The sequence below is a fragment of the Martinezella lusitana genome (assembly GCF_014207095.1).
Classification (GTDB): Bacteria; Pseudomonadota; Alphaproteobacteria; order Rhizobiales; family Rhizobiaceae; genus Rhizobium; species Rhizobium lusitanum_B.
Genome location: NZ_JACHBG010000002.1, coordinates 269,309 through 288,681 on the forward strand (window position 1 = coordinate 269,309; position 19,373 = coordinate 288,681).

General features: G+C 60.5%; 22 protein-coding genes. 18 read left to right on the top strand and 4 right to left on the bottom strand.

Annotated features, from left to right (window positions below):
* Positions 1-279: 279 nt before the first annotated feature.
* The 3 genes from GGD46_RS05860 to GGD46_RS05870 all read left to right on the top strand — a co-directional run bounded on the left by GGD46_RS05860 (position 280) and on the right by GGD46_RS05870 (position 2,281).
* On the top strand, positions 280-1,254 hold the full coding sequence (locus GGD46_RS05860) for an MBL fold metallo-hydrolase (RefSeq protein WP_184702714.1): 975 nt from the start codon (positions 280-282) through the stop codon (positions 1,252-1,254).
* Positions 1,255-1,278: 24 nt separating this feature from the next.
* Positions 1,279-1,740: a tetratricopeptide repeat protein gene (locus tag GGD46_RS05865; protein ID WP_184702715.1), complete on the top strand. Its 462-nt coding sequence runs from the start codon at positions 1,279-1,281 to the stop codon at positions 1,738-1,740.
* Positions 1,741-1,843: 103 nt separating this feature from the next.
* On the top strand, positions 1,844-2,281 hold the full coding sequence (locus GGD46_RS05870) for a DoxX family protein (protein WP_184702716.1): 438 nt from the start codon (positions 1,844-1,846) through the stop codon (positions 2,279-2,281).
* Positions 2,282-2,349: 68 nt separating this feature from the next.
* On the opposite strand, the gene GGD46_RS05875 is transcribed toward GGD46_RS05870, so the two are convergent.
* The gene (locus tag GGD46_RS05875) at positions 2,350-3,348 is read right to left on the bottom strand and encodes an LLM class flavin-dependent oxidoreductase (protein ID WP_184702717.1); all 999 of its coding nucleotides are present in this window, start codon (positions 3,346-3,348) and stop codon (positions 2,350-2,352) included.
* 189 nt (positions 3,349-3,537) lie between these two features.
* On the opposite strand from GGD46_RS05875, the gene ruvC reads away from it, so the two are divergent.
* The 6 genes from ruvC to GGD46_RS05905 all read left to right on the top strand — a co-directional run bounded on the left by ruvC (position 3,538) and on the right by GGD46_RS05905 (position 7,915).
* On the top strand, positions 3,538-4,065 hold the full coding sequence (ruvC, locus tag GGD46_RS05880; protein WP_184702718.1) for a crossover junction endodeoxyribonuclease RuvC: 528 nt from the start codon (positions 3,538-3,540) through the stop codon (positions 4,063-4,065).
* A gap of 45 nt (positions 4,066-4,110) precedes the next feature.
* Positions 4,111-4,725 carry a Holliday junction branch migration protein RuvA gene (gene ruvA, locus GGD46_RS05885; RefSeq protein WP_184702719.1) on the top strand — a complete coding sequence of 205 codons (615 nt, stop codon included), beginning with the start codon at positions 4,111-4,113 and terminating at the stop codon, positions 4,723-4,725.
* A 153-nt stretch (positions 4,726-4,878) separates the two neighbouring features.
* Entirely contained in the window at positions 4,879-5,919 is a 1,041-nt protein-coding gene (gene ruvB, locus GGD46_RS05890) for a Holliday junction branch migration DNA helicase RuvB (RefSeq protein WP_184702720.1), read from the top strand.
* 1 nt (position 5,920) lies between these two features.
* Entirely contained in the window at positions 5,921-6,823 is a 903-nt protein-coding gene (locus GGD46_RS05895) for a metallophosphoesterase (RefSeq protein ID WP_184702721.1), read from the top strand.
* A 6-nt stretch (positions 6,824-6,829) separates the two neighbouring features.
* A complete protein-coding gene (locus GGD46_RS05900; RefSeq protein WP_184702723.1) occupies positions 6,830-7,339 on the top strand; it encodes an NUDIX hydrolase in 510 nt (169 codons plus the stop codon).
* A 12-nt stretch (positions 7,340-7,351) separates the two neighbouring features.
* On the top strand, positions 7,352-7,915 hold the full coding sequence (locus GGD46_RS05905) for a DinB family protein (protein WP_184702725.1): 564 nt from the start codon (positions 7,352-7,354) through the stop codon (positions 7,913-7,915).
* Positions 7,916-7,925: 10 nt separating this feature from the next.
* On the opposite strand, the gene GGD46_RS05910 is transcribed toward GGD46_RS05905, so the two are convergent.
* The 3 genes from GGD46_RS05910 to GGD46_RS05920 are packed head-to-tail and all read right to left on the bottom strand — an operon-like array spanning position 7,926 to position 10,893.
* Positions 7,926-8,813 (bottom strand): NAD(P)-dependent oxidoreductase, encoded by an 888-nt coding sequence (locus GGD46_RS05910; RefSeq protein ID WP_184702727.1) that lies wholly within the window; start codon positions 8,811-8,813, stop codon positions 7,926-7,928.
* Entirely contained in the window at positions 8,810-9,676 is an 867-nt protein-coding gene (locus tag GGD46_RS05915) for a glycosyltransferase (protein WP_184702729.1), read from the bottom strand. The genes GGD46_RS05910 and GGD46_RS05915 overlap by 4 nt, the downstream gene beginning before the upstream one ends.
* Positions 9,673-10,893: an NAD-dependent epimerase/dehydratase family protein gene (locus GGD46_RS05920; protein ID WP_184702730.1), complete on the bottom strand. Its 1,221-nt coding sequence runs from the start codon at positions 10,891-10,893 to the stop codon at positions 9,673-9,675. Before GGD46_RS05920 ends, GGD46_RS05915 begins: the two co-directional genes overlap by 4 nt.
* A 136-nt stretch (positions 10,894-11,029) precedes the next feature.
* Here GGD46_RS05920 and ybgC point away from each other — a divergent pair, with 136 nt between their 5' ends.
* From ybgC to tilS, 9 genes are all read left to right on the top strand, one after another.
* Positions 11,030-11,485, top strand: a complete 456-nt coding sequence (ybgC, locus tag GGD46_RS05925) for a tol-pal system-associated acyl-CoA thioesterase (protein WP_184702732.1) — start codon at positions 11,030-11,032, stop codon at positions 11,483-11,485.
* A 415-nt stretch (positions 11,486-11,900) separates the two neighbouring features.
* Positions 11,901-12,623, top strand: a complete 723-nt coding sequence (tolQ, locus tag GGD46_RS05930) for a protein TolQ (protein WP_184702734.1) — start codon at positions 11,901-11,903, stop codon at positions 12,621-12,623.
* Positions 12,624-12,649: 26 nt separating this feature from the next.
* Complete coding sequence (gene tolR, locus GGD46_RS05935) at positions 12,650-13,108, top strand: protein TolR (protein ID WP_184702736.1); 459 nt, start codon at positions 12,650-12,652, stop codon at positions 13,106-13,108.
* A gap of 9 nt (positions 13,109-13,117) precedes the next feature.
* Positions 13,118-14,350, top strand: a complete 1,233-nt coding sequence (locus GGD46_RS05940; protein WP_184702738.1) for a hypothetical protein — start codon at positions 13,118-13,120, stop codon at positions 14,348-14,350.
* An 8-nt stretch (positions 14,351-14,358) separates the two neighbouring features.
* On the top strand, positions 14,359-14,766 hold the full coding sequence (locus tag GGD46_RS05945; protein WP_184702740.1) for a cell envelope integrity protein TolA: 408 nt from the start codon (positions 14,359-14,361) through the stop codon (positions 14,764-14,766).
* A 28-nt stretch (positions 14,767-14,794) separates the two neighbouring features.
* Positions 14,795-16,099, top strand: coding sequence for a Tol-Pal system beta propeller repeat protein TolB (tolB, locus tag GGD46_RS05950; RefSeq protein WP_184702741.1), 1,305 nt, complete (start codon positions 14,795-14,797; stop codon positions 16,097-16,099).
* Positions 16,100-16,250: 151 nt separating this feature from the next.
* Positions 16,251-16,787 carry a peptidoglycan-associated lipoprotein Pal gene (pal, locus tag GGD46_RS05955; protein WP_184702742.1) on the top strand — a complete coding sequence of 179 codons (537 nt, stop codon included), beginning with the start codon at positions 16,251-16,253 and terminating at the stop codon, positions 16,785-16,787.
* A 159-nt stretch (positions 16,788-16,946) separates the two neighbouring features.
* Complete coding sequence (gene ybgF, locus GGD46_RS05960) at positions 16,947-17,957, top strand: tol-pal system protein YbgF (protein WP_184702743.1); 1,011 nt, start codon at positions 16,947-16,949, stop codon at positions 17,955-17,957.
* Between the two features lie 5 nt (positions 17,958-17,962).
* Entirely contained in the window at positions 17,963-19,294 is a 1,332-nt protein-coding gene (gene tilS, locus GGD46_RS05965; RefSeq protein ID WP_184702744.1) for a tRNA lysidine(34) synthetase TilS, read from the top strand.
* The last annotated feature ends 79 nt before the right edge of the window (positions 19,295-19,373 follow it).

The following is a 19,373-nucleotide window of genomic DNA, read 5'->3' on the forward strand; positions in this document are numbered from 1 at the left end:
GGTGCTTGCAATGTTGCCTGCGATACTAGATCACGCCCGCGTGAGTTTTATTCCCGATCGGATGCAGAAAATTGCAGAGCCCGGATGCGGACGCCCGCGTCTCCACCGCTTCAATCCATGTCGGTAAAAATAATGCCATATATCTCAATGGTTTGGGAAAATTCTTCGCGCGGTTGGGAATAAGCGCTCATTGCCATTGATCTTCTTCCTCAGTGGACGGTCGCGATTTGAAGCGTCCTCCGCCTGGCTCGAAAGCCATAACCCTGAGGAGATATTGCGATGTTTGATATGACCCGCCGCACCGTTCTCGGTACGGCTGTAGCTGCGGCAGCCTTCGGTCTGTCGTCGAAGCTCGAATTCATCCCGCAAGCCTTTGCCGCCACGCCGCTGGAGCCGACGGTCGGCTTCCATAAATACAAGGTCGGCTCGATCGAGGTGACGGCCATTTATGATGGCATCTGGCGCAAGCCGCATGATCCGGCCTTCATCAAGAATGCTTCGGTCGATGATACCAAGGAAGCGCTCTCCAAGGCCGGCCTGACGACAGACTTCATGCCCATTCCGCTGACCGTCGTCGTTCTCGATATCGGCGGACGCAAGATCATGATGGATGCCGGCTCGGGTGTCGGCCAGTGGCAGACCAATGCCACGCATCTGCCGGCCAACATGGCCGCAGCCGGCATCGACTACAAGAAGATCGATACGATCATGATCTCGCATTTCCATCCGGACCACGTCTGGGGCCTGATGGAAAAGGGGACGAACGCCGCCGTCTTCCCGAATGCCGAGCTGATCGTCAATGCCGCCGAATTCAACTGGTGGACCGATCCCGGCCGTGTCGACAAACTGGCTGAGGGACGCAAGGAAGCCGGCCGGCGTATCGCCTCCGTCTTTCCGAAATGGAAGAACTGGAAGCTGGTCGACGATAATGCCGAAGTGGCACCCGGCGTGCACATGCTGGCCGCTTACGGCCATACGCCCGGTCATTCCGTCTTCCTCATCGATGGCGGCAGTGAGCAGCTGATGGTTTCGGCCGACATCATGTATGTGCCGGCGCTGCTCGCGCCCCATCCGGAATGGGAAGGCGCCTATGACCAGGACGGCCCGATGGCCGTCGCAACCCGCCGCAAGCTGATCGATCGCGTCATTGCCGACAAGATCAGGATCTGCGGCTCGCATTTTCCATTCCCGGGCTCCGGCACCTTCGTCAAGGACGGCAATGCCTACGGATTCACCCCCACCATTCAGGCCTGAGCGGCCAAAACAGGAGCAAATACCATGTTCAGACATGCCATTTTCGGGATCGCCGGCCTGTGCGCCGTTGCCATCCTTCCGGGCGCAACGGCAGGCCTCGCCTTTGCCGTCGACAATATGGAATCGACCGATGCGCCGGACCTCACCTCGGTGCGCGCGAAGATCGATGCGAAGGACTATGCCGGCGCGCTCACTGAGCTCAGGGACATTGCAGAGGAACACCAGCAGGCCGACGTCTACAATCTGATGGGCTTCACCCTGCGCAAGACCGGTGATTTCAAGACGTCGCTGACCTACTACACCAAGGCTCTCGAACTGCAGCCGGATCACAAGGGCGCGCATGAATATCTCGGTGAGCTCTATGTCGAGACCGGCGACATGCCCAAGGCTCGCGAGCAGCTTGCCGCGCTGACCAAGCTCTGCCCGGCTGGATGCGAAGAGCTCGAAGATCTGACCAAGGCGATATCAGCCAAGGGAACCAACTAGCCCGCAGCTTCAACCGATCCGGCGGCATTTCGCTCGACCAAGTCGAGAGGATGCCGCCGGGCAGGACCGGAGCGCGCGGATATCGACGGGAAGGAGACAAGCCATGGAATTCGAAGAGGAGAGTGCCGTTCTTGTGAACATGGCCGACATGGCATTGTTGTTCGGCCGCATATTGCTGTCACTGCTCTTCCTGGAAGAAGGCATTGAACTCGCCAGCAATTTCGACAATGCATTGGAGGTTATGGCCAAGCTCGGTGTTCCAGCCCCCATCGCGATTGCAACAATCGCGCTGCAACTAGGCGCCGGCCTTGCCATTGCGCTCGGGCTGATGACGAGGCTGGCGGCATTTGGCCTCGGCTTGTTCTGCGTGCTGACGGCGCTGCTCTTTCACACCAACTTCGCCAGCCACAATGAGTTGCTGCACTTCGAAAAGGATCTGGCGATCGCAGGCGGCATGTTCGCGCTGATCGTCGCCGGCGCCGGCAAGCTGTCGCTCGACATGCTCATCCGGCGTCATTGGAACACGAGGCTCGTGGCTTGAGCCCGTTGGTCATTCGGTGAGCCGCGTATATAAGATCGGCTCACCGCACAAATGCCTGCTTCCGAAAATCAGGAGACCTTCTTGAAGCTTGGAAGCGTCGCGAAGAGTTCCACCGATTTCAGGCGGGCCTCGATATCATGGACCGGCATCGAAATGATGACTTCGTCGGCCTCCGTGTCCTTGATAAAGCGCGAGAGCTTTGCTTCGGCCGTCGCAGGGGAGCCGACCACGGCGTAGCGCAACGTATTTTCCACATTCAGCTTCTCCATCGGCGTCCAGAAATCGTCCATGTCGCTGCGTGGGCGGGGGAAGGGGCCGCGCACGTTGCGGCGCAGATTGACGAATTGCTGTTCCGCAGAGGTGAAATGATATCGCGCCTCCTCATCGGTATCTGCGACGGAGCCCATGGCGCCGACCATCACATAAGGTTTGTCGAGCGTGGCCGAAGGCGTGAAGCGGTCGCGGTATATGGCGATGGCGTCCAGCAGCGAATCTGGTGCGAAATGCGAGGCGAAGGCATAGGGCAGGCCGAGCATGGCGGCGAGGTGGGCGCTATAGAGGCTGGAGCCGAGCAGCCAGATCGGCACGTTGGCGCCATGGCCGGGAACAGCGAGGATGATCTGGTTGTCATCAGCCGGGCTGAAGAGGTGCTGTAGCTCGACGATATCCTGCGGAAAGCTCTGCGCGCCGGCATCGATATTGCGACGCAGGGCCTGGGCGGTGCGCATGTCGGTGCCGGGCGCACGGCCAAGCCCCAGGTCGACGCGACCGGGAAACAGCGCTTCCAGCGTGCCGAACTGCTCGGCAATGACGAGTGGTGAATGGTTCGGCAGCATGACGCCGCCCGAACCGATGCGGATGCGCGAGGTCGCTGCGCCGATGTGGCCGATCACGACTGAAGTCGCGGCGCTGGCAACGCCCGGCATACCGTGATGCTCGGCGAGCCAGAACCTGTTGTAGCCAAGCTCTTCCGCCTTTTGCGCCATGCGCTTCGAGCTCTCGAAGGACTGGCGGATGGTGCTGCCCTCGGCAACGGGCGAAAGATCGAGGATGGAAAAGGGAACCATGGCAAGAAACCTGCGTGGTGGAAGGGAGGGTCGCTCCAACATGTAGGAGCGCGGTCCGCCTATTCCAAACCCCGCCGCCGCAATTTCGTCACGATGTTTCAGCGTGGCGCTGGCGGTCCAATCTGTGTCTTGTTTTTGTTTTGTTCACATTTTGCTGGCACATCTTCAGCCCGAAAGATAGGTTGGCTTATGCAGAATACGATTCGCATCATCGGCATCGATCCGGGCCTTCGGCGCACCGGCTGGGGCATCATTGATACGCTTGGCAACTCGCTTCGCTTCGTGGCCTCGGGAACCGTCACTTCGGATGGCGACATGGATCTCGCATCCCGTCTATGCCAGCTGCATGATGGGCTTGCCGAGGTCGTTCACAGCTATCAGCCGGATGAGGCCGCCGTCGAGCAGACCTTCGTCAACAAGGATGCGGTGGCAACGCTGAAGCTCGGCCAGGCCCGCGGAGTCGTTATGCTGGTTCCGGCGCGGGCAGGCCTGCCGGTCTCGGAGTATGCTCCGAATGCGGTCAAGAAGGCGGTCATCGGCGTCGGTCACGGCGAGAAGCAGCAGATCCACATGATGCTGAAGATCCTGATGCCCAAAGTGGAATTCAAGGGCAATGACGCGGCCGATGCGCTCGCCATTGCCGTCTGCCATGCCCACAACCGCGGCGCCAGCCGGCTGCGGCAAGCGTCGCTTCTGGCAGCCGCGAAGGCTTCGTAACCGCTTCAACCCGTTCGCTAAACCCACTCCTGACGGACACCATTCATGATCGGCAAGCTGAAAGGCACAATCGAAGAGATCGGCGAAGACTATGTGCTCGTGGATGTGCATGGCGTCTGCTATGTCGCCTATTGCTCGGCCCGGACGCTGTCGAAGCTCGGCTCCGTCGGAGAGGCCTGCATTCTCTTCATCGAGACCTATGTCCGCGAAGATCAGATCCGGCTGTTCGGCTTCATGACGGCGCTGGAGCGCGAGTGGTTCAATATAGTGCAGACGGTTCAGGGCGTCGGTGCGAAGGTAGCGCTGGCGCTGTTATCGACGCTGACGCCGGCCGAGCTTGCCAATGCGATCGCCTTGCAGGATCGTGCCGCAGTTTCGCGGGCGCCGGGCGTCGGCCCGAAGGTTGCCATGCGCATTGTAACGGAACTGAAGAACAAGGCGCCGGCCTTTGCTGGCGATGCCGCCAATATCGGGCTCAAGCAGGAGTTGGGCGAAGGCGTTGCCGCAGCGCCCGTTGCGGATGCCGTATCGGCGCTCACCAATCTCGGCTATTCGCGGGATCAGGCCGCCAATGCCGTGGCCGCAGCCTTGAAGACGGCCGGCGAGGGTGCCGATAGTGCCAAGCTGATCCGTCTTGGCCTAAAGGAACTGTCGCGTTGAGGCTTTGCACCCTCCGCTTTCCTTACTATTGTCTCAAAATCGCTAGATCGCCATGGAGTGCTCTCTCGTCGAAGACTATCTTGAGCGTGGCGGAATGGCCGCCGCATTCGGCAGGAGCGCCGGGAAACGCATATCTGGAATGGAACCGCTGACATGAGTGAAGCCGCACGTCTGATATCGCCGGAAAAGCGTGGCGAAGACATCGATGCGACGCTCAGGCCGCAATCGCTGGACGAGTTTACCGGCCAGGCAGAAGCGCGCGCCAATCTGAAGGTTTTCATCGAGGCGGCCAAGGGGCGCGGTGAAGCGCTGGATCACGTGCTGTTCGTCGGCCCGCCAGGTCTCGGCAAGACGACGCTGGCGCAGATCATGGCCAAGGAGCTCGGCGTCAACTTCCGCTCCACGTCCGGCCCGGTCATCGCCAAGGCGGGCGATCTTGCGGCGCTGCTCACCAATCTCGAAGAGCGCGACGTGCTCTTCATCGACGAAATTCACCGCCTCAACCCGGCAGTCGAAGAAATCCTTTATCCGGCCATGGAGGACTTTCAGCTCGATCTCATCATCGGCGAAGGGCCGGCGGCGCGTTCGGTGAAGATCGATCTCGCCAAGTTCACGCTGGTTGCTGCCACCACCCGTCTCGGCTTGCTGACGACGCCGTTGCGCGACCGCTTCGGCATTCCTGTCCGCCTGAGCTTCTATACCGTCGAGGAGCTGGAACTGATCGTGCGGCGTGGCGCGAGGCTGATGGGGCTCGGCATGACCGACGAGGGTGCGCGCGAGATTGCGCGCCGGGCCCGCGGCACGCCGCGTATCGCCGGCCGCTTGCTGCGCCGCGTGCGCGACTTCGCAGAAGTGGCCAAGGTCGAGGCGGTGACGCGGGAGGTTGCCGACGAGGCGTTGACACGGCTCCTCGTCGACAATGTCGGCTTCGATCAGCTCGACAAGCGCTACCTCAATATGATCGCCGTCAATTTCGGTGGCGGCCCCGTCGGTATCGAAACCATCGCCGCCGGTCTTTCCGAGCCGCGCGATGCAATCGAGGATATCATCGAGCCCTATATGATCCAGCAGGGCTTCATTCAGCGCACACCCCGCGGCCGCGTCTTGACCGCGATTGCCTGGAAGCATCTCGATATGCAGCCGCCCAAGGATCTGGAGGCAGCCCAGTTCCGGCTGTTCCAGGAGGGGGACTGAGTTGCTCGGCCGTCGTGCCTTTTTGAAGCTGTTCGGCGGCAGCGTATTCGGCTTGATGGCACTCGGAGGCTATGCGCTCGGCTATGAGCCCGTCATCAGGCTGGATGTGACCCGCTATGCGCTGACGCCGCCTGGATGGACGCCGGGGTTGAAGCTTCGGATCGTGGCGCTTGCCGACTTCCATGCGTGCGAACCGTGGATGACGGCCGAGCGCATCGGGTCGATCTGTGCCCGTGCCAACGAGCTTGGCGGCGACATCATCGTCCTGCTCGGCGACTATACGTCCGGGACCGATCTGATCACGGGCAGGGTCGATCATCGCGTGTGGGCGGCGCAGCTAGCCACATTGAAGGCGCCTCTCGGCGTCCATGCCATCCTCGGCAACCACGACTGGTGGCACGATGCCGCCGCTCAAAGAAGCGGCCGTGGCCCCACATTCAGCCATCGGGCCCTGGGCGGCGTCGGGATCGAAGTCTATTCCAATCGCTCGGCGCGTCTGGAGAAGGACGGGCAGGGGTTCTGGCTCGCCGGCCTTGAGGATCAGCTGGCGCTGAGGCGCAGCATCCGCTGGAAGCGGCCTTTCACCCAGGGGCTCCATGATCTCGGCGGGACGCTGGCTCAAATTACCGACGATGCGCCTGTTATCCTGCTTGCTCACGAGCCCGATGTCTTTCCGGATGTGCCGCCGAGGGTGTCGCTGACCCTTTCCGGGCATACGCATGGCGGGCAGGTGCGGGTCTTCGGTTGGTCGCCTTATTCGCCGTCGCGCTATGGCGACAGATATGTCTATGGCCATATCATCGAGGAGGAGCGTCACATCATCGTCTCCGGCGGCCTCGGCTGCTCTATCATGCCGGTTCGCTTCGGCGTCCCGCCCGAGATCGTCGTCATCGATATGGGTTGAGGGATCATGTCGAAACGCAAGCTGATCAGACTGAATGCGGGGCGCTCGCGCTTCCAGATGCGTGTGGCGGGCCTCGCCTTTCGCGACGGGCATGTGCTGGTCCATAGAGCCGTGCAAGAGAGCTTCTGGACCTTTCCGGGCGGCCGGGCGGAGATCGGGGAGACCTCCGAGGACACGCTGCGGCGGGAAATGCAGGAGGAGCTTGGCGTGGATGCCACGGTCATGAGGCTTCTCTGGTCGGTCGAAAATTTCTTTCACTACGAGGAGCGCGACTGGCACGAGCTCGGCCTTTATTACCTGATGGAGATACCCGCGAGCTTTCCGTTCGACCCTCAGGAGATCGTGCATCGCGTGCAGGACGGCGACAACGATCTGGAATTCAAATGGGTGCGGGCGACGCGGGAGGCGCTGGTTGCACTCGATATCCCGCCCTATTTCATTGCCGAGGAGATCGAAGATCTGCCGCTGACGCCGCGTCATCTCGTCTGGCGCGACGGCGATCTCGACCAAGGTTAGGGAGAGGATTCGATGTCTGGTTTCGACCCCGTTCGGAGCTTTCGAAGGCTTGCTTATAACAATGCGCTGGCAAATATCCGGCTGCATCGCGCTTGCGCGGCATTGCTGCCTGGCGAGTTCGAGGCAAAGCGCGTCAGCTTCTTTCCGTCGATCAAGTCGACCCTCAACCACATCCTGACGGTGGACTGGTTCTATGTCGATGCGCTGGAAAGCGGAAGACTCGGCCTCAAAGCCTTCGACATCGAGGAGCCTTATGACCGGCTGGGTGATTTGACGGCGCAGCAGGTCGAGGTCGACGGCAGGCTAGTCGCCTTCTGCGAGAGACTGACGCCGGATGCGGCAGTGCGGATCGTCGATATCGAGCGCACGGGCCGCGTTCAGCGGGAGAGGGCGGACGATGTGCTGAACCATATGTTTCAGCATCAGACGCATCATCGCGGCCAGGTGCATGCCATGCTGGCCGGAACGAGCGTTGCGCCGCCGCAGCTCGACGAATTTGTCGTTGCCGACGATGCGCGGTTCAGGGGCGGGGAGCTGGCGGCGCTCGGATGGGACGAGACGAAGCTGATGCGCTGATATTGGGCTGCTAGGTCGTCGTCTCGGCTAGCTTCTCTATCGTTTGCCGGAACAAAGTCTCGCCGCCACCCTGCCATCCAAGCGCTCGGATCTTCGACGTATCTATGGTGTTGACCGCTTCTCGAGGCGCAGGTGCCGGTAATGGGTGGGGACAGCGTGTCGCGCTTTGAAGATGACCTAGAATCTCATGGGTGTCGGTGAGAATATCGGACAGGTTGAAGGTTTCACCGTCGATCCGACCAGCTTCCGTTTCCAGCAGCAAACGAATGGCGCGGCCCAGGTCTCGCCCATGAACTTCCGTTCCTGCACGTGTGGTGACCGATCTACCATGCAAATAATCGTCGAACAGCCCGTCCCATTTGTTCGGTCGCAGGTCGCCGTAGACGCCGGTCGCTCTCAGGCTCGCCGTGGCAAAGCCAGGTGTGGAGAGCGAGAATAGGGCATGCTCGGCGTCGCGTTTTACCTCACCGTAGAGAGTGTTCGGCATCGCTTTGATTGCCTCGGTCAATGTCTCCCCTGCAGGCCGATCGCCATAGACGGCGCGCGAGGATAGGAAGATGCAACGCCGAACGCCAGCCTTTCTCGCAGTCTCGAACAGCTTGATCGTGCCGTCCAGATTGAGCCGGCGAAACCCATCCGGGTCCTCTCCCTCACCGCCGCGATATTTGCCAGGCACATGGCTGAAGGCCGCGTGCACAAAGACATAGGCGTCGTCGAAGACTTGGCTTTGGTCCTCTTGGGGGTCGAGACTCAGCGGCACGAAGGAAACCGGCCGTGAGAAGAAGCCTGCTTCCGGAGCGTTGCGACCCCCAACCGCGATCTTGTAGCCGGCCGACAGCAACTCCTCGGCGATGTATCGGCCGACAAGACCTGTTCCTCCCGATATGAGAACCTTCATGCCGCCTCTTTTGGATTGGCGAGCGTCGCGATGTCCGGCACGCCTTGCCCCGTATGGAAGCAATGCCAGAGGTCGATCAGCGGCCTTAGCAGCTCGGCCTTGGGATGGTTTTCCTCCCAGGGCTTTTCATACTGATAGTGCAGGATCGAGACGCTGTTCCAGTTCCAGAGGTCGGGCATGCTGAACCAGACATATTGCAGCATGTTCATGAATACAGGCAGGCCGTGCCATTCCGGGAAGAAGGACTCAAGAAAGGTCTGATCCGTCCGGCGCCAGAAGACATCAGGCCGGTCGAGCCGTTGCAGCATGTCCTGAAATGTCGCAAGCGATGGCTTGGCGACGAAGACGCCGGAGTTCAGTCGATGAAAGTCGGAGAGGCTCTCATAGACGTTCGGGGCGGCCGAGAATTCGGGATAGTCGAAAAGCCTGTCGACATTTCGCAGCACCAGCGCATCAGCATCGATGAAGGCGCAAGTATCGTATTCGATGAGCTGCCAGAGCCGCAGCTTGCAGAAATTGTCGAGCGGCGTGTGGAAGGATGGCTTGCGGCCCTTGGTGAATGGGGCGGCGGCATGAAGGTTGCCGCGCGCATGTCGCTCGTTGAAGCCCTCGGAGAGGGGCAGGTGTTCGACTTCGATGAGGCGGCAATCGAGCGCCGCGAGCGGAGCGAGGTCGCTTTCGCGCACGCCGGCGGTATGCAGCACGACGATATCGGCCTTGGTGCCGGTCCGAACGATCGAGCGCGCCAGCGCCAGCGCGCCCATGGCATAGTCGGCATTCGTGACAAGGGTCACGAATGCCTGGCCTGAGCGAGGGCGGGTGTGGGGGCGCAGCCCCTGCAGCATTTCGCTTCCGAGCATCATGACACGGACTTCAACCTCTTGCCTTCTGGGTCATGGTTGACCGTCGCGGCGAGATCCTTCGTCCAGGCAGAGACGGCGGGGACGCGCGAGCGATCGACGCGATAGGCGTATTTCCTGGCGACATCGACGATTTCGCCGAGCAGGCCGGCCTCCAGCGTGGTCGGCGACAATCCGAGGTCGAGAAACTTGTCGTTCTTGACGATCAGCTCGTTTTCCGGCGCTTCCTTGCGCGGGTTCGGCAGCCGAACGATTTCCGCGCCGCTGATCTTTGCAATCATGTCGGCGAGGTCGCGCACGCAGTGGGTTTCCGTCATCTGGTTGAAGATTTCGACACGGGCGCCGCGGGCCGGCGGGTTCTTCAGCGCAAGCTCGATGCAGCGCACCGAATCCTGGATATGGATGAAAGCGCGGGTCTGGCCGCCGCTGCCGTGCACGGTCAGCGGATAACCGATCGCCGCCTGGATCAGGAAGCGGTTCAGCACCGTGCCATAGTCGCCGTCATAGTCGAAGCGATTGATCAGCTGCGTGTGCCGGCGCGTCTGCTCCGTATGCGTTCCCCAGACGATACCCTGATGCAGGTCGGTGATCCTGAGCCCATCATTCTTGGCATAGAACTGAAAGAGCAGCTGATCGAGGCATTTCGTCATATGGTAGATCGAGCCGGGATTGGCCGGGTAAAGGATCTCCTGGCTCACCGTGCGGCCATCAACCGTATCGATGCCGACAGGCAGATAGCCTTCGGGGATGGCGGCGCCGATGGTGGAATAGCCGTAGACACCCATCGTGCCGAGATGCACGAGATGTGCGTCCAGATTGAGCTCGACCAACGCGTTCAGCAGATTATGCGTCGCGTTCACGTTGTTGTTGACGGTGTAGTTCTTGTGGCGGTCGCTTTTCATCGAGTAGGGGGCGGCGCGCTGCTCGGCGAAATGGACGATGGCATCGGGGCGATGTTCGGCCAGCCACGTCTTCAGGAGTTCGTAGTCTTTGGCGAGGTCGATCAGATTGAAATGGATGCGTCGGCCGGTTTCGGCATGCCAGATGCGGGTACGTTCCTGGATCGAATCCATCGGCGTCAGCGACTGGACGCCCAGTTCGGTGTCGATCCAGCGACGGGAGAGATTGTCGAGGATGTGGACCTCATGACCGGCATCGGAGAGATGGAGCGAGGTTGGCCAACCGATGAATCCGTCGCCGCCCATAACCGCTATTTTCATGAGGTTTTTCCTTCTGCGCCGATCCGCTGTCCGGCATCATTCCGGATAGTCGGAGTTTATGACAATTGTTCAAAGCTTGCTTGATGGCAGAAGTTCGGCCAAAGAGGTGCCGGACATTCAAGGAGATGCGGCAACAATGAACAGCCCCTTTCTGATAGCTGGGGAACTGGAAGCCGGAAGCCACCGGCTGGTGCAGCGAGTCTATTACGAAGATACGGATTTTTCCGGCCTCGTCTATCACGCGCGCTACCTGCATTTCCTCGAGCGGGGCCGCACGGACTACCTGCGTTGTCTCGGAGTGGAACAGCGCGAATTGCTGAATGCAGACGAAGAAGGGCTGGTCTTCGTCGTTCATCGCATGGAGATCGACTTCAAGGGACCGGCGCGCATGGATGACGTGCTGACGATCCGCACCGTCACCGAAAAGGCCGGCGGTGCCAAGATGGTGCTTTCCCAGGAAATACGCCGCGACGATACTTTGCTGATCGCAGCCAAGGTCATCATTGCCGTGATCAATGCCAAGGGCAGGCCGCGGCGGCTGCCGGAAAAGCTCGCGACGCAGATGCTCACCGCTTCGGAAGCCGCTGGCTAGCAAGGCTTTCGATGGCTGGGCTGCCAGCCTAGGCGGGCAGGGGATCGCTATTTGCCTGCCGGCGCTTGCAATAACTTGAGTTTTATGTGAAGGAATTTGGCGCGCAAGTCATGTCTGCGTTTGTCGCCGGTTTCGTCCGGTCAGTTCTTCCCTGGAGCTAGAATAATCTTCCTTCGCAGCTAAATCCTTCATGGTTCGACGCTAACATTCTTTTAACCATAATAGTGTCTTACTGCTTTCGTCGGAGTTTGTGCGGTGCACGCCTTCCTTTGACCAAATTTGACGGCAAGAAGGCAATTGTAAGCTTGGAAGGCTTGACCAGGGCGTTCAGCGGCGGCTGCCAAACATTTCTTGTGAGATCACTTTTAGCCGCCCGGTCTAGCGCCGGGCGTTTGGATTCGGGGATTTTGGATCAATGGAACAAGTAGCATTGGCAGCGGCCACCACACCGGACATCACCCTCTGGTCGCTCTTCATGCAGGCGGGCCTGGTGGTCAAGCTCGTCATGATCGGCCTTCTGGCCGCGTCCGTCTGGACTTGGGCGATCGTCATCGACAAGTATCTGAGCTATGCGCGGGCACGTCGCCAATTCGATCAGTTCGAGCAGGTCTTCTGGTCCGGCCAGTCGCTCGAAGAACTCTACCGTACTCTTTCCGAGCGCAACAATACCGGCTTGAGCGCCATCTTCGTCTCGGCCATGCGCGAGTGGAAGAAGTCGTTCGAGCGCGGCGCACGTTCGCCGATCGGCCTGCAGATGCGTATCGACCGCGCCATGGATGTCACCCTCGCGCGCGAATCGGAACACCTGACTGCTCGTCTCGGATCGCTTGCGACCATCGGTTCGGCCGGCCCGTTCATCGGCCTGTTTGGTACGGTTGTCGGTATCATGACCTCGTTCCAGGCGATCGCCGGTTCGAAGTCGACCAACCTCGCGGTTGTCGCGCCGGGTATCGCCGAAGCGCTGTTGGCAACCGCCATCGGTCTGGTCGCGGCTATTCCCGCCGTTATCGCCTACAACAAGTTCTCGGGCGACGCCGGCAAGCTCTCTGCACGCATGGAAGGTTTCGCGGATGAATTCTCCGCCATCCTTTCGCGCCAGATCGATGAGAAGCTGCAGCCGCGCCAGGCAGCGCAGTAAGTAGCGGACAGAACCGGAGTATTCACATGGGAATGTCTGTTGGAGGCAATGGTGGCGGCGGTGGCCGCCGAGGCGGTCGTCGCGGCGGAGGCCGAGGTGGCCCGATTTCCGAAATCAACGTGACACCGCTCGTCGACGTCATGCTCGTGCTGCTGATCATCTTCATGGTGGCTGCGCCGATGATGACATCGGGCGTGCCGATCGACTTGCCGCAAACGCAGGCCGGCGCGCTGAACGCCCAGACCCAGCCGATCACCATCTCGATCAAGGCCGACGGTCAGGTCTTTCTGCAGGAAACGCAGCTCAACGTGACCGAGATCGCCGCAAAGCTGCAGGCGATCGCAACCACCGGTTATAACGAACGCATTTTCGTCCGCGGTGACGGCAAGGCGCCTTATGGCGTCATCGCCGATGTCATGTCGCGCATCCAGGAAGCCGGTTACAAGAATATCGGCCTCGTCACGCAGCAGATAACGGATCACTGACGAATCGCCATGAAGCGCAGTCTTGCCACATCTGCGGTTTTTCACGTCCTGGTGCTGATTGGCGCCATGGTGACGCTGAGTGCGCCGGCGCCGTTGGCGACGCCGGAAAGCACGGCGATGGATGTCGACATCGTGCCGGCAGACCAGCTCCAGCAGGGCGAGAAGAAGGCTCCGGTGACGGATCACGTCTCGCGCAAGCAGACCACGAAGCAAGACCAGGTCGCCAACGCCCAGAACGTTGGCGAGAACAAGGTTGATATCAAGAACCCGGTCGTGCCGACACAGCGACCGGAGAGCGACACCGCGGCATTGGCGCCGAAGAAGGTGGATGCGCCCGTTCCGCAGAATGATCCGCGGCCGAACGACGTCAAGACCGTAGAGCAGAAGGACACAGAGGCTGCGCCGAAGGAAGTAGCCGCTGTTCCGCAGCAGAAGCCGGATGTGACGCCCACTCCGGCGCCTAAGACCGATCCGACGCCTCCTACTCCGAAAGCCGACGTAACGCCGACACCGCCGCCAGCCCAACAGCCGACGCAGCAGGCTGAAATCCAGTTGCCGAACAATGTTCCCGTACCGGATGTAAAGCCGCAGCCGACGCCACCGAAGACTGCCGAACAGAAGCCCGAAGTCAAGCCGGTGCCGAAGCCGGACGTGAAGGTGGCTGAAGCGAAGCCGACAGACAAGACGACGACACAGAGCACCAGCAAGACCACATCCAACGATGACGGCAAGAAGGATGCTGACAAGAAGCGCCAAGTTGCCAAAGCCTCCAACAAGGGCCTGGATGACGGTCTCGCTGACCAGATCAGCGACCTTCTAAACAACACCTCTTCGAAGGGCGGCGCGAAGCGATCTTCCCAACAGGCTTCCGCTGGCGCGGAAACGCAGGTCGCCTCGCGCGGCGGGATGAAATCGCTTGGCGCAGGCAAGCTTAGCCAGAGCCAACAGGACGGTTTGCGTGATCTGATCCAGAAGTATTGGAACCTTCCTCCCGGGCTCGAAGGCGCAGGCGACGTGCGAATCAAGGTGCATTTCAAGCTCGATAAATCCGGGCAGATCGTCGGTCAGCCAGAGGCAACGACGAGCGGTGGACCGGCGTCGACGCAGGGGGCCATGCAATCCGCTGCTGTACGCGCTGTCCTTCGCGCGCAATCTGAGTTCATGACGATTCTTCCGGCGGATAAGTATGACGACTGGCAGGAAGTCGTCGTCAACTTCAGCGCAGCGGACCTGGGGATGTGATGCGAGGTATGCAGCTTTTGACGAACCACTGTTCGCGCACAGGCTTGGGCCTGCTCCTGGCTTTGGCGCTGGTGCTGACGGGCGCTCTGTCGGCAGAGGCGGGAAGCGATGCGCGGCGGCATCAGGATTCGGCGCTGAACAGCTTGCGCGAGGATCTTGCGAAGAACTTCAACGTCATGCCGGGCATGACGGGAGCTAAAGAGGTCCGTGTCAGGCTGCATCTCAGGCTCAGCCGAAACGGAGAGATCGTCGGTAAGCCAAAAGTTACGGTTACCGGCGGCCCCAAGGCGACACAGCAAGCCATAACGACAGCCGCTGTGCGAGCTGTGCTCCGGTCTGCTCCGTTCAAGAAACTGCCAATAGATCAATATGACGACTGGAAAGAAGTCACCATCAACTTCGGTCCGGCTATCTGACGAATTAATGCTGAAAGGCTTGGCACATATGATCAGAAATTCCCTCGTTCGTCTCCTGCTGGTGCTGGCGGGCCTGACGGCAGCCCTCGCAACCCCGGCCTATGCCGTGGTCGAGCTCAACATCAACAAGGGCAATGTCCAGCCCATGCCGATCGCGATCACCGATCTTCTGTCGAATGACAGTCTCGGTCCGCAGATCTCGGGCGTGATCGCAGCCGATCTGCAGCGTTCCGGCCTGTTCGCGCCGATCAACAAGCAGGCCTTCATTGAGAAGATCAGCAACCCGGATTCGACGCCGCGCTTCCAGGACTGGACGACCATCAACGCGCAGGCTCTGGTGACCGGCCGCGTGACGCAGGAAGGCGGTCGTCTTCGCGCCGAGTTCCGCCTGTGGGACACCTTTGGCAACAGTCAGATGATCGGCCAGCAGTTCTACGCGCAGCCCGACAACTGGCGCCGTGTCGCTCACATCATCGCCGACGCGATCTATCAGAAGATCACCGGTGAGAAGGGCTATTTTGACACCCGCGTCGTTTTCGTCGCCGAAAGCGGCCCGAAGACGGCCCGCAAGACGCAGCTCGCGATCATGGATCAGGACGGTGCCAATGTTCGCATGCTGACTGACGGCAGCGATCTCGTGCTGACGCCGCGTTTCTCGCCGAACCGCCAGGAAGTGGCCTACATGTCCTTCGCCAACCAGCAGCCGCGCGTTTATCTGCTGCAGCTGCAGACGGGTCAGCGCGAACTGGTCGGCAATTTCCCCGGCATGACCTTCTCGCCGCGCTTCTCGCCGGATGGCCAGCGCGTGATCATGAGCCTTCAGCAGGAAGGCAACGCCAACATCTACACGATGGACCTGCGTTCGCGCACCACCACGCGTTTGACCTCGACGGCTGCCATCGACACTTCGCCCTCCTATTCGCCTGACGGCTCGCAGATCGCCTTTACAAGCGATCGCGGCGGCAAGCCTCAAATCTATGTGATGGGTGCGGATGGCTCCAACCAGCGCCGCGTTTCCTTCGGCGACGGTTCCTATTCGACGCCGGTCTGGTCGCCGCGCGGCGACCTCATCGCCTTCACCAAGCAGTCCGGCGGCAGCTTCTCCATCGGCGTCATGAAGACAGATGGTTCGGGCGAACGCCTGCTGACGACCGGGTTCCACAACGAAGGCCCGACCTGGGCTCCGAACGGCCGCGTCATCATGTTCTACCGCCAGCCCGCCGGCTCCGGTGGCCCGCAGCTCTTCTCCATCGACCTGACCGGCTACAACGAGCAGAAAATCCCCACGCCGGGCTTTTCTTCCGATCCCGCCTGGTCGCCGCTGCTCGAGTAGTGGAGCGTTCGCCACTTTATCGCCGCAAAGTCCTGTGACTTGACCGGTTCCGGACAATTTTAGGACATCATTAACCATATTTGTTGGAATCGGATTAACCGAACCCGGTTACAGTCTGGCAACCCTGATAGAGACTAAGGAGAGACCGGCAATGAGCCGCATCGCAACCCCGGCCGTTGGCCATATGCAAAACCTCGCTCGCAATCCGATCATGATCGCGCTTTTCGTCGGCCTTTCGCTGGCTGGCTGCGCCTCCAAGAAGGGTCTGCCGAACGATGCTAACGGTCTTGGCCTGAACGGTGGTGCGGGCAGCGCTACTCCGGGCTCGCCGCAGGACTTTACCGTTAACGTCGGCGACCGCATCTTCTTCGATACCGACAGCACCTCGATCCGCGCTGACGCCGCTCAGACGCTCGACCGTCAGGCTCAGTGGCTCGCTCGCTATCCGAACTACGCAATCACCGTCGAAGGCCATGCCGACGAACGCGGTACGCGCGAATACAACCTGGCTCTCGGCGCTCGCCGTGCGGCTGCCGCCAAGGACTACCTCGCTTCGCGTGGCGTTCCGGCCAAGCGCATGAAGACGATCTCCTACGGCAAGGAACGTCCGGTCGCGACCTGCGATGATATCTCCTGCTGGTCGCAGAACCGTCGTTCGGTCACCGTGCTTAACGGCGCCGGTTCCTGATAGGTCAAACGACTGCTCGAAATGCATGAGGCGGTCCTTGCGGCCGCCTTTGTTTTTTTGACCACACTTTGGCCGAACTCCGTTGCTTTTTGAGAGCAATTGTAAAAATCTCCTGTTCGAGCCTCTGGCCCGAAGAATCAATGAGACAGGACGATCCATATGAGAAAACTTGTCGTGGCGAGCATGCTGTGTCTCGCTGCCTTTGCAGGTAGTGAGCGGGATGCCTCTGCCTTGTCGCTGTTTGGAATCCACCTCGGAGGCCGTGACGCTTCCGCACAGTCGGCGCCCAACAGCGAGTATCAGAGACAAGCACAATATAACCGTGCGCCGGTCGTTAAGGTGCAGAGCAGCGACGCCGAGGTTCGTCTGCAGCGGCTTGAAGATCAGCTGCGCCAGTTGAACGGTCGCGTGGAGGAGATGAGCTATCAGCTGCTGCAAATGCAGGAGCAGATCCGCAAGACGCAGGAAGACAACGAGTTCCGCTTCCAGCAGCTGGAAAAGCGCGGTGGCGCGCCGGCAAGCGGCGGGACAATGAAGAAGAGCGAGGCCGATGTGCCGGCGCAAAGTTCTGGCGGGCAGCAGGATGACATTGCCAGTGTCATCGGCGATTCGCAGAACGCCGGCGCAGCTCCCCAGCGGGGCTCCAGCACGGGCAAGCCGCCGTCGCAGCTCGGCTCGATCCAGTTCGATCAAAGCGGCAGTGAAGTGGGCAGTTCGTCTACCGGCACAAATAACGGTTCCGGCGCGCCGCCCAGTTCCGGTTCCGGGGCGCAGACGGCGTCGCTCGGCAACGAGAACGATCAGTACAAGGCAGCTTATGGCCACGTCCTGTCCGGCGACTACAGTGTCGCCGAACGGGAATTCCGCCAGTATATCGACAGCTATCCCAGCAGCTCGCGCTCTGCCGATGCGAATTTCTGGCTCGGTGAAGCGCTCTATTCGCAGGGCAAGTACAACGATGCCGCCAAGACTTTTCTGAATGCGCATCAGAAATACAGCACTTCGGAGAAGGCTCCTGAGATGCTCCTGAAGCTCGGCATGTCGCTCGCCGCGCTCGACAACAAGGACACCGCCTGCGCCACTCTTCGCGAAGTCGGCAAGCGTTATCCCAAGGCTTCCAAGGCCGTGACCAGCAAAGTTGCAAGCGAACAGAAGCGTCTTGCCTGCTGAATGCCATGTCTGACGTTGCTGTGACCGCCGCCGCCACAGCCCTTGCGCCTGAAGCCGCCGCAGCCGAGTTTCTTCGTTCGCTTGTAAAGCCTGCTCACATTCTCGTCGCCATCTCCGGCGGTAGTGATTCTACCGGGCTATTGATCGCCCTTGCCGAGCAGCTGAACTCCTCTCTCCATTCGAAAGTCACTCTTTCTGCCGTAACCATCGATCATGGTTTGCGCGCAGGCGCTGCAGATGAAGCGCTGAAGGTTGCCGCGCTCTGTGCCCAACGTGGCATTTCCCATTTCACCCGCCGTTGGGACGGCGACAAGCCGAAAAGCGGCATTATGGCCGCCGCCCGCGAAGCGCGCTATGAGCTGATGGCCGACCTTGCCGGTGAGATCTCAGCCGATGTGATCGTTACCGCTCATACAGCCGACGATCAGCGCGAGACGCTTGCCATGCGACGCGCACGTGGAGGTAAGGCGAAGGACGAGGGCGGCACCGGCATCGCGGATGCAATGTTGTTCGATCGCCGCATCTGGATCGTCAGGCCGTTTCTTTCATGCACGCGGGCCGATATCCGCGCTTATCTCGAAGAATATGGGGTATCCTGGCTCGAAGACCCGAGCAACGAGGATACCCGCTACGAGCGCGTGCGGACACGTATGCATCTCGCTGTGCAGCCACCTCTTGTCCTTGCCGCGAACATTGGTGCAAAGCGCACTGCGTTGGCCGAAAAGGCGGCGACCTGGTTGGATGAGCATGTGACCGTTCATGCCGAAGCGCTTTGTGACATTCGTAGGGCGGCATTCTCCGCAGATCCTGCCGTTATCGCCTATGCGCTCTCTTACCTGACGGCCGTGTTCGGGGGAGGGGCCTATGGGCCTGGCCGCAAGCAAATGGAGCGTGTTCGGGATTTTGTGAATGCCGGTATTCCCGGGCGGCGGACGGTAGGCGGCGTGGTCTTCGATCTGCGCCGCGAGGCGCTCTTTCTGATGCGGGAAAGCCGCAACATCGAGCCGCTAGCGCTTGCCCCTGGCGCGGCCGGCGTCTGGGACGGCCGTTTCGAAGTGACCAATCAGGGCTTGGCACCTATTTGCGTGAAGGCTTCCGGCATGGATGGCGCGCAGGTTTTTCCGCCGAACTTGCCAAGAGGAGCAGTGCAGCGCGCCCGTGCCGCCATGCCCCTGTTCGTGTCGAACGATGCTGGCGTGGCCCCAATCGTCGCAGTCGCCCCCTATCTTGCACCCTTCGACCGCTTTTTGACACGATTCGACCTCATGTTTGCAGATCGGCTTTCGATCGCTTTTGGCCGTCAAGCCTATAGGCGGCTGCCGCTTTCGGTCCTATAGACGGAAAAAGGCATGCGCCGACGCGGTTTGCCTTGGCAACGGCTTGGCGCAACCCTATGTTAGGGAACAAGTAATGCCG

Coding starts and splice junctions, on each gene's coding strand:
- GGD46_RS05860 (WP_184702714.1), top strand. CDS start 280: ATGTTTGATATGACCCGCCGCACCGTTCTCGGTACGGCTGTAGCTGCG.
- GGD46_RS05865 (WP_184702715.1), top strand. CDS start 1,279: ATGTTCAGACATGCCATTTTCGGGATCGCCGGCCTGTGCGCCGTTGCC.
- GGD46_RS05870 (WP_184702716.1), top strand. CDS start 1,844: ATGGAATTCGAAGAGGAGAGTGCCGTTCTTGTGAACATGGCCGACATG.
- GGD46_RS05875 (WP_184702717.1), bottom strand. CDS start 3,348: ATGGTTCCCTTTTCCATCCTCGATCTTTCGCCCGTTGCCGAGGGCAGC.
- ruvC (WP_184702718.1), top strand. CDS start 3,538: ATGCAGAATACGATTCGCATCATCGGCATCGATCCGGGCCTTCGGCGC.
- ruvA (WP_184702719.1), top strand. CDS start 4,111: ATGATCGGCAAGCTGAAAGGCACAATCGAAGAGATCGGCGAAGACTAT.
- ruvB (WP_184702720.1), top strand. CDS start 4,879: ATGAGTGAAGCCGCACGTCTGATATCGCCGGAAAAGCGTGGCGAAGAC.
- GGD46_RS05900 (WP_184702723.1), top strand. CDS start 6,830: ATGTCGAAACGCAAGCTGATCAGACTGAATGCGGGGCGCTCGCGCTTC.
- GGD46_RS05905 (WP_184702725.1), top strand. CDS start 7,352: ATGTCTGGTTTCGACCCCGTTCGGAGCTTTCGAAGGCTTGCTTATAAC.
- GGD46_RS05910 (WP_184702727.1), bottom strand. CDS start 8,813: ATGAAGGTTCTCATATCGGGAGGAACAGGTCTTGTCGGCCGATACATC.
- GGD46_RS05915 (WP_184702729.1), bottom strand. CDS start 9,676: ATGATGCTCGGAAGCGAAATGCTGCAGGGGCTGCGCCCCCACACCCGC.
- GGD46_RS05920 (WP_184702730.1), bottom strand. CDS start 10,893: ATGAAAATAGCGGTTATGGGCGGCGACGGATTCATCGGTTGGCCAACC.
- ybgC (WP_184702732.1), top strand. CDS start 11,030: ATGAACAGCCCCTTTCTGATAGCTGGGGAACTGGAAGCCGGAAGCCAC.
- tolQ (WP_184702734.1), top strand. CDS start 11,901: ATGGAACAAGTAGCATTGGCAGCGGCCACCACACCGGACATCACCCTC.
- tolR (WP_184702736.1), top strand. CDS start 12,650: ATGGGAATGTCTGTTGGAGGCAATGGTGGCGGCGGTGGCCGCCGAGGC.
- GGD46_RS05940 (WP_184702738.1), top strand. CDS start 13,118: ATGAAGCGCAGTCTTGCCACATCTGCGGTTTTTCACGTCCTGGTGCTG.
- GGD46_RS05945 (WP_184702740.1), top strand. CDS start 14,359: ATGCAGCTTTTGACGAACCACTGTTCGCGCACAGGCTTGGGCCTGCTC.
- tolB (WP_184702741.1), top strand. CDS start 14,795: ATGATCAGAAATTCCCTCGTTCGTCTCCTGCTGGTGCTGGCGGGCCTG.
- pal (WP_184702742.1), top strand. CDS start 16,251: ATGAGCCGCATCGCAACCCCGGCCGTTGGCCATATGCAAAACCTCGCT.
- ybgF (WP_184702743.1), top strand. CDS start 16,947: ATGAGAAAACTTGTCGTGGCGAGCATGCTGTGTCTCGCTGCCTTTGCA.
- tilS (WP_184702744.1), top strand. CDS start 17,963: ATGTCTGACGTTGCTGTGACCGCCGCCGCCACAGCCCTTGCGCCTGAA.